Below are 13,696 nucleotides of genomic sequence, written 5' to 3'. Positions count from 1 at the left end.
CCCCGACTTCCTTCAACAAGTCGGGGATCTTGCAAGGTCTCAGAAGTAATGAATGGTTAGTTTGTCATTCCAGATACTTTTTTCTTGCGCTTCATCCCCAACGCCATAGCACTTGCGATCGCTATACCCCCAACAGTCATCGGTTCTGGTACTGGTGTACTCTGAGTGTAGGTTACTGTACCCACCTCTGTTGTAGACAATAAATCGGCACTGAGAATGCTATAAAATTTTGTTCCTCCTGTATTTGGATTACCAGGATCGTTACCAATAAAAAATCGATCTTCAACTAAATAACTCAGTCCTAACAGGTTACCATTTGTAAAGCTGGCTACAGGAGATACTGGGTAATCAAAATCACTTGCTTCAGTATACTGAGTACCCAAGTAGTCAAAGGAAATCGATAATCCATTGCTAACCCCTATAGTTTCCTGACCTATCCCGGTTAAAGTCGAGTCATCATACTGAAAAGAGCCAAAATATTGACCGGGATTATCGCCAGATGTCGCATTCACGGTGAAACCGTAATTAACCAAAGCAGCTTGTGTTGGTTTAACAACAGCAGCCACTGAGATAGCAACTGCAAAAGCAGCAATGCTAATATCTTTAGCTAATTTCATTAGAAAATACTCCAAAGCTCAAAAGCGAATAATCCTGTAATTTCACTTAAATAAACTTTGAACCAATGTGTATAGGTTAAGAAATAACCAACAAAAGATGATCTTTGTTAAATCTTCAATTTTGTCAGGTAGATATAAATTTACAGTGAAGTAAAAATTCCACTCAGCACAAAAAGCTTTCAAGTTTAAAATTTACTTGGTAAATAGTTTTCTATAGTTGCTTTAAATCTAAAACAATATGAATGCACAACTAACTCTAGACGAAATTAAATCAGCACGTGAATTACTCAAGGAATATCAACCAGCAAACAAAGCCATTGATGCTGTAGAACGTCACAACGGTAATCTCGATCGCTCCTTTGAAGAACTGTGGATCGAGAAAAACGGAAACCCCACGATGGGAGGAAAAAAAATCTGGCAAACTACATTAGATGTCTTGCGGGATGAACTTTGCGGAAATGAAGGTTTTCGAGCGCGTTTGAGCGATTATACCAAAAGTCCAGAAAATGCTGTGTTACTGACAGCAGCGATTACATCCCTCATGGCTTTAACCGCAATTCCTCTCGATCCATCCATCGCTACTATTGTTATTCTCTACATCCTTAAAATCGGCTTGAATGTCTATTGCAAGTATACCGATGGAGGTGACGGGGGAACTTTACCGCCAGGGAAATAAAATACAGATGCGATCGCACCCAATACTACTCGCTTTGTGCATTTTGAACTTAGAATTTGGTTTGGGGAAAAGGTTAAAGGGTAAGGGTTAAAGGTTTTTTCTTTCCCTTTTCCCCAAAACCCGACAAGTATTGCGATCGCACCTACTTGTAATCAACCACGGGCGATCGCATTTATAATTTTATTATATGTATTAAGTGGTGAATTGGGTGACAAGTAATGTTTAAATCAGTTGAAGGTGTTTACAAACACGGCAAAATCGAACTCGTTGAATTCCCATTAGATGTATTAGAAAGCCGAGTTATTGTCACATTTTTGGAGCCAGAAACAACTAGAAAAACAACCCAAATAATGCAGTTTGGTATGTTTTCTGGAAAACATCAGTCTACGGAAGAGGATTTTAAAATTGCTGAATTTCACGGAGATAAAGAAGATAGCTGATATTAGTCATAAATAATTTATGAAGTATGTCATCGATACTCATGCACTAATTTGGTTCCTGGAAGGAAATTCTCGTTTGGGTGCAAATGCTAAAGCTATTCTTTCTAATCCTGATTCTCAACTTATTATCCCCGCAACTACATTGGCTGAAGCAATTTGGATTGTTGAAAGAGGTAGAACATCTATCCCTTCTGCTAAAGACTTAATTTCAGCAGTCGAAACTGATTCTCGCATACTAATTTATCCACTAGATAAAGAAGTAATTGAAATGACTGTGAACTTATCTACTATTAATGAAATGCATGATCGACAAATTACTGCAACTGCCCTAGTCCTGGCGAGTAAAGGTGATAATGTGCAGTTATTAACATACGACCAAAATATAACTGCATCTGGTGTAGTGACGATTGTTTGGTAGATGCGATCGCACCTCTACAAACTAAAACGCAGTCCCCCCTATCCCCACCTACTCCGGTAAATCCTCTAAAATCCCCCGTGCTACCTTAGCCCAATATTCATCCTGATACTCAACATATATCTCCAACGCTGTCTGCAAATTAGCCCTAGCCTCTGCATAGTTTTCCTTTGCTTCTGCAAGCGTTCCTAAACAATGAAGCGTAAGGGCTTGCGAATAGCGATCGCCAAATTCGATTGTGATTTCCAGGGCTTGTTGATAATAATCCCGTGCCTGGTCGTATTCCCGCAAGTTTTTGGCAACGCTTCCCAACTGGTGGTAAGTGCTAGCACAACTATAGCGATCGCCAAATTCGATTTTGATTTCCAGGGCTTGTTGATAATAATCCCGTGCCTGGTCGTATTCCCGCAAGTTTTGGGCAACTATTCCCAAGTGGTGGTAAGTGCTAGCACACTCATAGCGATCGCCAAATTCGATTTTGATTTCCAGGGCTTGTTGATAATAATCCCGTGCCTGGTCGTATTCCTGCAAGTCTTCGGCAACCCTTCCCAACTGGTGGTAAGTGCTAGCACAACTATAGCGATCGCCAAATTCGATTTTGATTTCCAGGGCTTGTTGATAATAATCCCGTGCCTGGTCGTATTCCCGCAAGTTTTGGGCAACTATTCCCAAGTGGTGGTAAGTGCTAGCACACTCATAGCGATCCCCAAATTCGGTATTGATTTCCAGGGCTTGTTGATAATAATCCCGTGCCTGGTCGTATTCCCGCAAATCTTGGGCAACTATTCCCAACTGGTGGTAAGTGCTAGCACAACTATAGCGCTCGCCAAATTCGATATTGATTTCTAGGGCTTGTTGATAATAATCCCGTGCCTGGTCATATTCCCGCAACTGTTGGGCAATACTTCCGAGGTTGTGGTAAGTGCTAGCACACTCATAGCGATCGCCAAATTCGATTTTGATTTCCAGGGCTTGTTGATAATAATCCCGTGCCTGGTCGTATTCCCGCAATTCTTGGGCAACCATTCCCAAGTGGTGGAAAGTCCTAGCACACTCATAGCGATCGCCAAATTCGATATTGATTTCTAGGGCTTGTTTATAATAATCCTGTGCCTGGTCGTATTTCCGCAAGTTTTGGGCAACGCTTCCCAACTGGTGGTAAGTCCTTGCTAAACCAGACTTGATTTGTGTTGCTTCTACACCTTGGAGTTGTTGGGATAATTCGATAAGCCGCAAATAGGATTCTCTGGCTTGGGGATAATTTTGTGTTTGTAAATAACTCGCAGCAAGGCGATCGAGTGCCATCACAATATGCAAACCTATCCTATCTGTTCTAATTTCTGGTGGATAAGCGACTTGTGCCTGACAGACAAATTCCGACAATTTCAAACTACTTGGAATATCATTAATTATATAAAAGTATTTATGCAAGCAAAAGAAAATATCAATAGTTTCTTGTTTCTCTAAACAAATCTGCAAGGCATTATATAAGTTTTCATATTCCAGCCGACAGAAGAAAATCCCAATCTGCCGTTCTTGCGGTTCCTTCGATTCCATATAGCGATTGTAGTCACGAGCTAAACCAATATAGTGGTTTTTAAAACCCTCTCGTAAGGCTTCGCAGGTAGCTGCATCGCTTTCTGCTAATTTTGCTTTGAGAAAGAAGGGAAAAACTGGTTGTATTTGTAATAACTTTTCTTCCCCTCTCCTCGCAGGAGAGGGGTTAGGGGAGAGGTCAGAAAGCAAACCCCAATTTATCGCTTCTTGAATTGCCTCATCAAACTTATCAAAATCATCATCCTTAAACTGTTCTAACTGCTGTAATTCCTTGGCATAATTAGGAATATCGCTCCTATCAATAAACCCACTAAAGGGAGCTAAATACAATAATAACTTCTGAGTATCCGCTGATAAATTACTATGGGAATATTCCACACATTTGAGAATACTCTGGGTTTTATCTTCACTTCCCGTATCTAAATTAATATCTGCTGCTGCTAACTTTGCCAAAATTTCCTGGCATGACAGATTTTTCAAATTCGCTAACACTACTTCCATCGCTAACGGATACCCCGCTAACACCTTCATCAATTTCTGAAAATCTTCCTCTTCCCGAATCTTACCTATCTTCCTTTCATCCACCACATTCCGTTCTAAAATCTTATTAGATAACTCCGTCCTCGCTTCCGCATCCAATCCCCGCAACTGATAAATATTCTGTCGAAAAGCCCCTTGCAACCAAGTTTCATCACTACGAGAACCTAAAATTACCCGCGTTTCTCCTCCTACCAACCGCGTCAAAAAATCTTGCAGTTGCTTTTGCTCGGCTGACGGTAAGGTATTTTGAATCGCTAAAGCTTGTCCCGTTAACGACTCCAAATTATCTAATATCAAAATATGAGATTCTGACCGTAATTTAGCCAGTAATTTCTGCATCTGAGCAGTTAAATTCATCGCTTGAAAATTCGCAAACTCAAACTTTTTATATACTCGTTTGCCAATGTCAAACAAAATCTGTGTCAGCGTCCAAGCTTGTTCATCATAACCAAAATAAAATATCTCCGGTGCAAAGTTCGTCGTCTGCCACCAACTACGCAAATAATTTAACAGCGTAGTTTTTCCCGTTCCTCCCATTCCCTGCAACAGCAAAATATTATGACGAAGCAAAGCCTTCTCAATCTTCAAAATCTCCAAATCTCGCCCGATAAATCCATATTCTTGCGGCGTATATTGATATAAATTTCCTAATTTTTCAAAATACTTTTCTTCTTCCTCATCTCTAAATTTACGCAAATTCAAATTCACCTGTTGGTTACTATAAACCACAGGCAAAAGCCAATCTTCCAAATCAATATCGGTATTAAAATAAGCCTTCCGCGTCTTATTATTAAATAACTCCCTTCTCCCCAACCGAATCGCTTCGCTTATCTCCTTCCCCCCAAACAAGTTTTGATAAACCTGTTCCATCATCAACCGCGCAGCCGAAACCGTCACCGAATACCCCATTGCCACTACCATTTGCATTCCCGCAGTCATCAACCGACTACCCAAACTCGTCTCCCTACTCTCTGTAGACTGAGCGTAACTTTCTGTAGACTGAGCGAAGTCGAAGTCTGCTCCCTTGAGCGTAGCCGTGTCTCGACTTCCCTCGGCACTCGTGGTTTGCTCTCCATTACCTCGTACCTGCTTCCCCGACTGACAAGCATTGAGAATACAAACGGGAATCCCCTTCCCCGTCAACAAATTCGCTAATTCCCCCGCTTCCACCGGATCGGCTTTTCCCTTACTTTCCCCATCCAAAAACAAAAATGCCTTTACCCCCTCATAAGGTTGAATATCTTCCCGTCCCCACCTAGCTTGATAGGTATATCGGTTGCGTTTCACCTCTTCCTGAATATCTGCATAACCCATCAACGCCCCGTGACAATCAAAATGGATGATATGGTAATATCCCGCACCCTTGGCCTCTAAATGCCGTTCTAAACTTTCATAAGTACCCGGACGCAATAAGTCAATATTTACAGGCAAGTGACTATTTTGAATCACCTCAATCAACGGACGAGCAATGGTACGATAACCCACATCATGCTCCTCATCCGGTCGAGCAATGACCACCAACAAGTTAATTATCGGCGATTCTGCCATATTCGCCGCCACTGATGCAGCTTTATCAAGGCGCTTGCGTATCATTACGCAATCCACACTCAAAGGTCGCGGCCAATCCTTATCCCGCAAAGCTTCCCAGTGCAGCCCGTGAAATTCGGGACTATTACCTACGATCTCAATTTTTACCTGCTTCAGATTTCCCCGCAGTTCACGATAAAAGCTATAAGCATCAATATCAGCCTTAAAAACCTGGTTAAATAAACTTTCCCCGTAACTAACAACACTCGTTTTCGCTGCTTCTGCTTTCTTCCCGTTTAACATCGGGTAAGTCAGCCATTCCTCAAAATACCATTCCAGTTGCCTTTCTTCTTTCGGTGTAAAAGGGTCAGTAATATTGATTGGGTATTCGCCACCCTCAAAAATCAAACTTGCAGCAAAACCATTTTCTGTTGGCTGCTTTTCCCGAATGGTGATGACTGCCATAGACAACACTATTAGCTCAACGTAAATGCCAGGATATATTTAGATACTTACACAGAAGCTAGAATTTCAGAAAATTGTCGCCAAATTCCCCAGAAAAACATCCGCTTAGGGACTCCCAAATAAAAATATTCAACTACTTCTTGTGAGGTGGGCGTCTCGCCCGCCCTTCGCTATGGGCGGACAAGATGTCCACCCTACAAGTAGTAGTAATTTATTTCTTGGAAACCCCTTACCATCGATTTCAATTTCTTTTATCCCACCGGATTGAAATTAAATAAAAGCCCATAATCGTAACACAAAAACAATTGTGCAAGAGGTCTAATATACCTGGATTGTTTCGATATAATAATGACTCATTGTTTGTTTTCTTTCCTAACTGGAGAAATTAATGGGTCGCGCCAAAAAGGTTGTCCTAGCATATTCTGGCGGAGTAGATACCTCAGTTTGCATCCCCTACCTTAAACATGAGTGGGGTGTAGAAGAGGTAATTACCCTAGCAGCAGATTTAGGTCAGGGAGATGAGTTAGAGCCAGTCAGAGAAAAAGCTCTCAAATCCGGTGCAAGTGAATCCCTAGTTGCGGATGTTAAAGACAGCTTTGTTAAAGATTACGCCTTTGCAGCAATTCAAGCCAACGCCCTTTATGAAAATCGTTATCCTCTAGGAACTGCCCTTGCCCGTCCGCTAATTGCCAAGGTATTAGTAGAAACAGCCGAAAAATACGGTGCTGATGCGATCGCTCATGGTTGTACTGGCAAAGGTAACGATCAAGTCCGCTTTGATGTCTCTGTTACCGCCCTCAACCCCAACCTGAAGATCCTCGCACCAGCCAGAGAATGGGGAATGAGCCGCGAGCAAACCATCGCCTATGGTGAAAAGTTTGGTATTCCCTCACCAGTCAAAAAATCTTCTCCCTACAGCATTGACAAGAATTTGCTCGGTCGGAGCATCGAAGCTGGTTTGCTAGAAGATCCTTCATTCGAGCCACCAGAAGAAATCTATGAAATGACCAAAGCGATCGCTAACACGCCCAATGAACCAGAGTACATCGAAATTGGTTTCCATCGCGGTATTCCCACCACCCTCAATGGCGTAGCCAAAAAGCCAGTTGAGCTAATTGAACAACTCAATCAGCTTGTAGGAAATCACGGTGTTGGACGGATTGATATGATCGAAAACCGCCTAGTAGGCATAAAATCGCGGGAGATCTACGAATCACCCGCGATGTTAGTCCTAATTCAGGCACATAGAGATTTAGAAAGTTTGACTTTGACAGCAGACGTTACCCATTACAAGCGTGGGATTGAAGAAACTTACAGTCAAATCGTTTATAACGGTCTCTGGTACAGTCCACTAAAAGCTGCACTCGAGGCTTTTATTCAAAAGACACAAGAGCAAGTATCTGGAACTGTACGAGTGAAGTTGTTTAAGGGTAATGCCACCATCGTTGGCCGCGCTAGCGATAATTCCCTCTATAGTCCCGATCTAGCAACCTACGGAGCCGAAGACAAATTCGATCACAAAGCTGCTGAAGGCTTTATCTATGTTTGGGGTCTACCAACTCGCATTTGGTCGCAGTTAACTAAAAGTTAGGAGTTAGGAGTTAGGAGTTAAGAGTTAGGAGTTAAAAATGCAAAATAAAGGAAGGAAAGTTAAAAGAAATAACTTTTTACTCTACTCCTCACTCCTCACTCCTCACTCCTCACTCCTCACTTCCCACTTCTTTAACTTGACGAGACTCCAGCCATACTGGCACAAAAATTAGACCAGCCAAAATCAGTAATGGTACGATCGCAAATCTACTCACCCAAGCAACCAATTGCTCCAGGGAGATAATTTTGCCAGCAAAGAAAGCTAATGTCACCATCAAGCTAGCCCAAGCAACAGCTCCTAAAAAATTGTATAAAAAGAATTTTCTGAAGGGCATTTCAGCTACGCCAGCTAGTGGTGCAGCAAAAACCCGCAATAATGCCAGAAAACGTCCAACAAATACTGCTTTTGCACTATTTTGACTGAATTGATCTTTGATATTCAGCAATCGCACTTCCGAAATCCGAAAGATGCTAGCAACTTTTACCAAAAAAGGCCAGCCGCTGGCTCTACCAACCCAATAGCCACAAACTCCGCCAATTACAGCACCCATAATTGCGTCACCGAGAACCAGCCAGAAATTTAGTTCGTCGCTACCAGCTAAAAATCCGCCAACTAGAGTCACGGTTTCGCCAGGAACAGGAATGCCTAAATTTTCTAGCAAAATTCCCAAAAAAATTGCCCAATAGCCGTAGTTATGGGCGACTTGTTGGATGTTTTCTAGTGAAATGAACTCTAAAGACATCCCGCACCACCGTGTTTACAAATTTTTACTTTTACTATATCTTTGCTTGTTTTTAGCTAGGGTGTCAATCAAACCACTACATGGATTTGTTGACTGGTCTTAGCTTGATAATCCATATATTATAATCTATGGCTATTATTAAGTTTTGACTATTATCTATAACATTTTTATCATTCGCTATCACAAAGCCATACTTTTGTAACAAGGATGAAAATAATTTATAAAAAATTTATAAATCTCTGGTGAAATTATGAAAATTTTGTAAAAGATACGGTTGATACCGAATTCGTTAGGCGCTTATGCCTATATTGGGGAAAGTTATTACAAATTATACGACATGAATACTGAATAAAACTCTGTCAACTTCACGGCTGAAATTACCTAAATATCTGGGTAAAACAGTGATTTTGCTGTTGAAAGAGAAGATGTATTTATGTCTTTTTTCAGTTTCTTGTCAAGTGTTCCAACTACCCTGTTAAATTCATGACTCTCACACAAGAACTTCAAGTGATTTTATTCAAACCCCAAGCAAGCATCGATTTGCAAGGTGGCATGGCTTTGAGCGAACAGATGGCTGGAGTCGTGCCCCAACCTCATCAACTCTGGGTTATTGACCTGGCAGAAGTTAACTTTATGGATAGTTCTGGTTTAGTTCCTCTAGTAAAAGGGTTAAAAGCTGCACGTCAAAGAGGCTGTCGTTTAGTCCTATGCAACGTGCAAACTCCTGTAAGATTAATTTTGGAACTTACACAGTTAGATTCAGTGTTTGAAATTTTTGATACTTATGAAGATATCTTTACTACTGATAAAGATAACAGTTTGGTGCTAGCCGGCTGATATATAAATCTAACTTAAGAAGGATGGTGGAGTCAAGCGATTTTGCATTTATTTAAACTTTTTGTGCATCCTCACATCGTCAAAGAAAAAAGTCTGGTGCTAGCAGGCTAATTTCGTATTTTACCTAGAGAACAATGTTGAGGAATCATAGCTTCCGAGCTATTGATGTAGTACTGGAAATGACCAAAATCGGTCACAACAGATGCAATTGTTTCTCGGACTCCCCAGCTTCTTGAAAGCACGGATTTTTAAACTACTCTCAGACGATGTTTGAAAGGTGGTGTACCTTCTTACGGACATTCCTCCGAACGAGCCTAAAAAAGGAGAATCGAATCTAAAATCCTCCTGTTCCTCCTTTTGAAGGAGGAAGGTAGGGTAAATCTAAAGAAAAGTTTTTGATACAGCTAGTACTTTTCAAACATCCTCTTTTAGGCATTTTGGGGAGTTGATATTTGAGTTTGTTCGGATGTAGGACGAGGAAAATTTGGCAAATCAATGCCGCTGTGACTAGCATTGCGGGTTTTGATTGCTAAACGATAACTTACACTTTGCAGTTCCGCCTGTAGTTGGCGGTTTTCTCGTTGTAGCACTGCGACTTTTTCTCTGACTGGCGTCATACGCTCCTCAAACTTACGGCGGTAAATTTGAGGCAGTTCTTGTACTACTTGCTCCAACATCCGAGTGCGATCGGTCAGTTCTTGAACTGACTGTCGCAACTGGTAAATTTCGGAGTCACGAGTTGTAATTTGCTCCTGATAAAATGCCACTTGCTGCTCGACAGCTTGGAGTTGTTCTTGCAAAGCTTGTAACTGAGTGTTATCGCGCTCAACTTCCGACTGCTGGGGCATAAAACTAGTATTACCTTTTACCAGCCGGAAGAGTTCTTGAGATAGCTGTTGCACTAATTGATCGCGAAGTTGCAACTCTTGGCGTAGTTGCGATACTTCCGTAGAGAGAACTTGAATGTTTGATGTATTAGATTGACTCACAATAGCTTACCGCTCCCATTCAGAATCTTGTCCACTCTTAGGTATAACTGCGGGAGTACTACCTTTGGCAAGTATTTGTTAATTTAGCATTACTAACCAGGTTACTGGTAAATAAAAAAACAAAATTTTATTGAATGGGATTGGGCATTGGGCATTGGGCAAGAAAAAAGGTTAAAGGGAAAAGGGAAAAGGGATAAATTTAATCTTTCCCCTTTTCCCCTTACCCCTTTCCCCTTGTTCTTTTAGTATGCCCCATGCCCTATTTCCTACGCAGTTGCATTTGCAGCTACTTTGGCAGTTTTATCCTCTTCCAGTTCCTGCTTAATTGTGAGATAGCGAATCACATCTTCACTCAAGCGCATAGCGCGTTCAAAGGGAGCGATCGCAGTTGCAGGCGCGTTGTAGTTCAATTGGATGTAAATGCCATCGCGGTGTTTTTTGATTTCATAAGCCAGACGACGCTTACCACGATTTTGAATTTGGATATCCTCAGCGCCTTGTTCGCGCAGCAAATTCTGATATTTAGCAACTGCTTGCTCTACCTGTTCATCTCCCAAGTCAGGACGCAGGATGTACATTGTTTCGTAACTTGTGGTCATATTTTTTAGTCTCCTTATGGACAAAAATGGCTGCTAGTGCCAATTTATACTTAGTATTATGCAAAATACTAGTATTCATCAACATCTGAAGCAACAAGGAACTATAATCTTACCAGTTTTCAATTTGGATCGTTAGCCAATCCGCCGAAGTTTGGATTTCATTTCTTGGATGTTCCTATTGAAATACTAGGTCAGCTCCGACCCCAGATTTCTTTAGCAAGTAAGAATCCAGCTTTTGGCGATCGCCAGCAAATTGATTCAGCTATCAGCTTAGCTTTTTTCAAGGGGCATCTGTAGCGATCGCTTTTTTTGCTTAAGGCTTAATCGGTTCTCCAAAAAGCTAACTGAGGATTGCTACTTTCCGCTTACAGGTATTAATCAAAGACAAAAGGATATCGTTCGAGGTTATGGCGCAGCGCTATGTACGAATTCAAAATCAAGAAGGGCAAATTTATTATGGGTTACTACAACCATCGTTCAACGTCCAGGTGCTAGATGCTCCACCCTGGTTACAAGGGCAACCCACTGATTTGATTTTAACGCCAGAAAATTACCAAATTTTGGCTCCCTGCGCTCCGTCAAAAATTGTGGCGGTGGGGAAGAATTACGCGGATCATGCCGCGGAAATGGGGACTCCAGTGCCTTCTGAGCCACTAATTTTTCTGAAGCCACCCACGTCGATTATTCCCTCTGAGACGGAAATTAAGTATCCTCCCCAGTCGCAACGAGTCGATTATGAAGGAGAGTTAGCATTAATCATTGGCGATCGCGTTTTTGACTGTACGCCAGAAATCGCCCAAACTAAGATTTGGGGCTACACCATCGCTAATGATGTGACAGCACGGGACTTACAAAAACAAGATGGTCAATGGACGCGAGCCAAAGGTTTTGATACTTTTTGTCCTTTGGGGCCTTGGATTGTGCGGGAATTAAATCCAGGTGCGAGATTGCAGACTTTTTTGAATGACGATACCAACCCAGTCCAATCTACCTGTATCGATCGGATGGTATTTCCGCCGGATGTTTTAGTATCCTATATCAGTCAGGTAATGACCCTACTACCGGGGGATGTGGTGCTTACAGGAACGCCAGAGGGTGTTAGTGGGTTGCAACTAGGCGATCGCGTCCGTGTAGAAATAGAAGGTATTGGTCGCCTGGAAAACACCGTAGCGACCCGTTAAGGACTAGCGCACTTGCATGTGCACGGCATCAGAAATCGCTGGAATTTCTGCATAACGCCCAATTAAAGACTGGATGACTGAATATCCAACTGCTACCACTACACCTAAAAAGATAGTGTTAGCCACTGTTTCTATTGCAAAGCCAGTACCAGGAACCTGTCCTAAAATTCGCACTAATATGGAACACAAAAATATCACGATGTCCAGAAGAATTGCCTGCATTGTGTTGAAACGAATGAAGTGACTGATTTTTTCGTTTCTTACCACCAGTAGGAACAAGGCAAAGAACACGATTAGTTGCCCCAATTGTCCTAAACTACCGTAAATTATTAGCACTGGTTGGAGCGGTAAAAGCAGGACTTGTAGCACTGGAAACTGACTAAACAAAAACCTACCAAAGACTAAACCATCAATTAGGGGCAGCAAATAAGGCAAGCAAGCAAAAATCCGATCTGGAACAGTTGTAGACCCGCGCCAAGTCATTATGCATTCTCCTATGGTTATTTTTCAACACTTACTTGACCTTAGGATAACGCAGTTGCTTGGTCTTGCTGGTAAATTCAGTTATTCTATATGGGCAACGCGAAAGCCCATCACACATTCATACTGGTCTGGCTGCTGTTGATTTCGTTTGCGAATCGCTTGACCACAACGCAGTTGACCCGCACGCCAACGGGGTTGTCCGCTCCCATCAGCGAGTAAACAAGACTGGCAAACTTGCTCAGGGGCAAGGATTTGCTCGTCCATTAAAATGACTAGCATGTAATCCCTCCTGTAAATTTTCATTGTCACCTACATTTCACTTTGGGAGGATGCTGGTTGTAGCGGTCTAAAAAGACAGCGCGTTGTCAGCTATGACAATTGGCGATCGAAGAGCGTACTTAGAAGCCACATCCTTTCTGTTTGTAGCAAAACGTGGGTGTCACAATTTAATCTAAAGTTGTGAAGTGAATCTTAATTTATTGTATGTTCTGTTCTCTAGAGATTGGGTTGTTGATTAAAAAAACCTGATTCCAGGGTATTGACTTTGCGAAAATTTAAGTATATGAAACTAAGTTAACTTGATAGGCTTTTTAGGGATGCAATTAGGAATTACTGAGGTAAACTTGCAAGCAAGCTAATACACAATATTACTGGGCGGCTTGTAGGTCTTGGCATCACTCACAATGGAACACTGGCAATTTCTGATACAGAAGCAAGGCGATCGCTCGTGGCATATCCTGGAATCGCCAAATTCACAAATTTTGGAAGGGCAGTATAGAGTTCTGGCTCGTTCTAACCTGCTGAATACGGATGTGGAAGTGCGCGTCACTCACTTTTCAACACACGAAGTTACACCAAAACGCCGAATTTTCAAGCGTTCGCGTCGTACTAACTCAGAAGGCTTAATGGCGGTAATTCCGTTTACTCACTTTGAGCCAGGAGTTTGGGAACTGCGCTGTTCGGGCGATTTGATGTCCGATATGCTGGGTAAATCTTGGCAATACGGCGTCCAAGTGCAAGTTCTGTGTCAGGAAGTA

At 42.0% G+C, this 13,696-nt stretch carries 13 protein-coding genes and 1 pseudogene; 7 read left to right on the top strand and 7 right to left on the bottom strand.

The features are described from left to right. Nucleotides 1-56: 56 nt before the first annotated feature. Entirely contained in the window at nucleotides 57-617 is a 561-nt protein-coding gene (locus tag NSTC745_RS24405; protein WP_445633265.1) for a PEP-CTERM sorting domain-containing protein, read from the bottom strand. Between the two features lie 238 nt (nucleotides 618-855). Between NSTC745_RS24405 and NSTC745_RS24400 the strand changes: the two genes are divergently transcribed. The 3 genes from NSTC745_RS24400 (at nucleotide 856) to NSTC745_RS24390 (ending at nucleotide 2,151) form a co-directional block, all read left to right on the top strand. Beyond that, nucleotides 856-1,293, top strand: a complete 438-nt coding sequence (locus NSTC745_RS24400) for a hypothetical protein (protein WP_190951501.1) — start codon at nucleotides 856-858, stop codon at nucleotides 1,291-1,293. A gap of 218 nt (nucleotides 1,294-1,511) precedes the next feature. Further along, nucleotides 1,512-1,733, top strand: a complete 222-nt coding sequence (locus NSTC745_RS24395) for a hypothetical protein (protein ID WP_099066084.1) — start codon at nucleotides 1,512-1,514, stop codon at nucleotides 1,731-1,733. A gap of 19 nt (nucleotides 1,734-1,752) precedes the next feature. After that, nucleotides 1,753-2,151 (top strand): type II toxin-antitoxin system VapC family toxin, encoded by a 399-nt coding sequence (locus NSTC745_RS24390; RefSeq protein ID WP_099066083.1) that lies wholly within the window; start codon nucleotides 1,753-1,755, stop codon nucleotides 2,149-2,151. Between the two features lie 48 nt (nucleotides 2,152-2,199). Here NSTC745_RS24390 and NSTC745_RS24385 read toward each other — a convergent pair whose 3' ends face one another. Next, on the bottom strand, nucleotides 2,200-6,237 hold the full coding sequence (locus tag NSTC745_RS24385; RefSeq protein WP_445633264.1) for a tetratricopeptide repeat protein: 4,038 nt from the start codon (nucleotides 6,235-6,237) through the stop codon (nucleotides 2,200-2,202). Between the two features lie 388 nt (nucleotides 6,238-6,625). On the opposite strand from NSTC745_RS24385, the gene NSTC745_RS24380 reads away from it, so the two are divergent. Then, nucleotides 6,626-7,828, top strand: a complete 1,203-nt coding sequence (locus tag NSTC745_RS24380; protein ID WP_445633263.1) for an argininosuccinate synthase — start codon at nucleotides 6,626-6,628, stop codon at nucleotides 7,826-7,828. A 109-nt stretch (nucleotides 7,829-7,937) separates the two neighbouring features. Here the strand turns inward: NSTC745_RS24380 and NSTC745_RS24375 are convergent, their stop codons facing one another. Continuing rightward, entirely contained in the window at nucleotides 7,938-8,570 is a 633-nt protein-coding gene (locus tag NSTC745_RS24375; protein ID WP_445633262.1) for a DedA family protein, read from the bottom strand. A gap of 483 nt (nucleotides 8,571-9,053) precedes the next feature. Between NSTC745_RS24375 and NSTC745_RS24370 the strand changes: the two genes are divergently transcribed. Further along, nucleotides 9,054-9,407 carry an STAS domain-containing protein gene (locus NSTC745_RS24370; protein WP_445633261.1) on the top strand — a complete coding sequence of 118 codons (354 nt, stop codon included), beginning with the start codon at nucleotides 9,054-9,056 and terminating at the stop codon, nucleotides 9,405-9,407. Between the two features lie 428 nt (nucleotides 9,408-9,835). On the opposite strand, the gene NSTC745_RS24365 is transcribed toward NSTC745_RS24370, so the two are convergent. Further along, the gene (locus NSTC745_RS24365; RefSeq protein ID WP_445633260.1) at nucleotides 9,836-10,396 is read right to left on the bottom strand and encodes an Npun_F5560 family protein; all 561 of its coding nucleotides are present in this window, start codon (nucleotides 10,394-10,396) and stop codon (nucleotides 9,836-9,838) included. 266 nt (nucleotides 10,397-10,662) lie between these two features. Then, entirely contained in the window at nucleotides 10,663-10,995 is a 333-nt protein-coding gene (gene rpsF, locus NSTC745_RS24360; protein WP_445633259.1) for a 30S ribosomal protein S6, read from the bottom strand. Nucleotides 10,996-11,402: 407 nt separating this feature from the next. Between rpsF and NSTC745_RS24355 the strand changes: the two genes are divergently transcribed. Next, nucleotides 11,403-12,176, top strand: a complete 774-nt coding sequence (locus NSTC745_RS24355; RefSeq protein ID WP_445633258.1) for a fumarylacetoacetate hydrolase family protein — start codon at nucleotides 11,403-11,405, stop codon at nucleotides 12,174-12,176. A gap of 3 nt (nucleotides 12,177-12,179) precedes the next feature. On the opposite strand, the gene NSTC745_RS24350 is transcribed toward NSTC745_RS24355, so the two are convergent. Then, nucleotides 12,180-12,659, bottom strand: coding sequence for a Tic20 family protein (locus tag NSTC745_RS24350; RefSeq protein ID WP_445633257.1), 480 nt, complete (start codon nucleotides 12,657-12,659; stop codon nucleotides 12,180-12,182). Between the two features lie 81 nt (nucleotides 12,660-12,740). Beyond that, nucleotides 12,741-12,938, bottom strand: a complete 198-nt coding sequence (locus tag NSTC745_RS24345) for a hypothetical protein (RefSeq protein WP_445633256.1) — start codon at nucleotides 12,936-12,938, stop codon at nucleotides 12,741-12,743. Nucleotides 12,939-13,342: 404 nt separating this feature from the next. Here NSTC745_RS24345 and NSTC745_RS24340 point away from each other — a divergent pair. Beyond that, a pseudogene (locus tag NSTC745_RS24340) lies at nucleotides 13,343-13,696 on the top strand (hypothetical protein); the annotation flags it as partial.

The organism is Nostoc sp. DSM 114161 (genome assembly GCF_052692665.1).
This window is presented reverse-complemented; position numbering and strand designations above follow the sequence as displayed.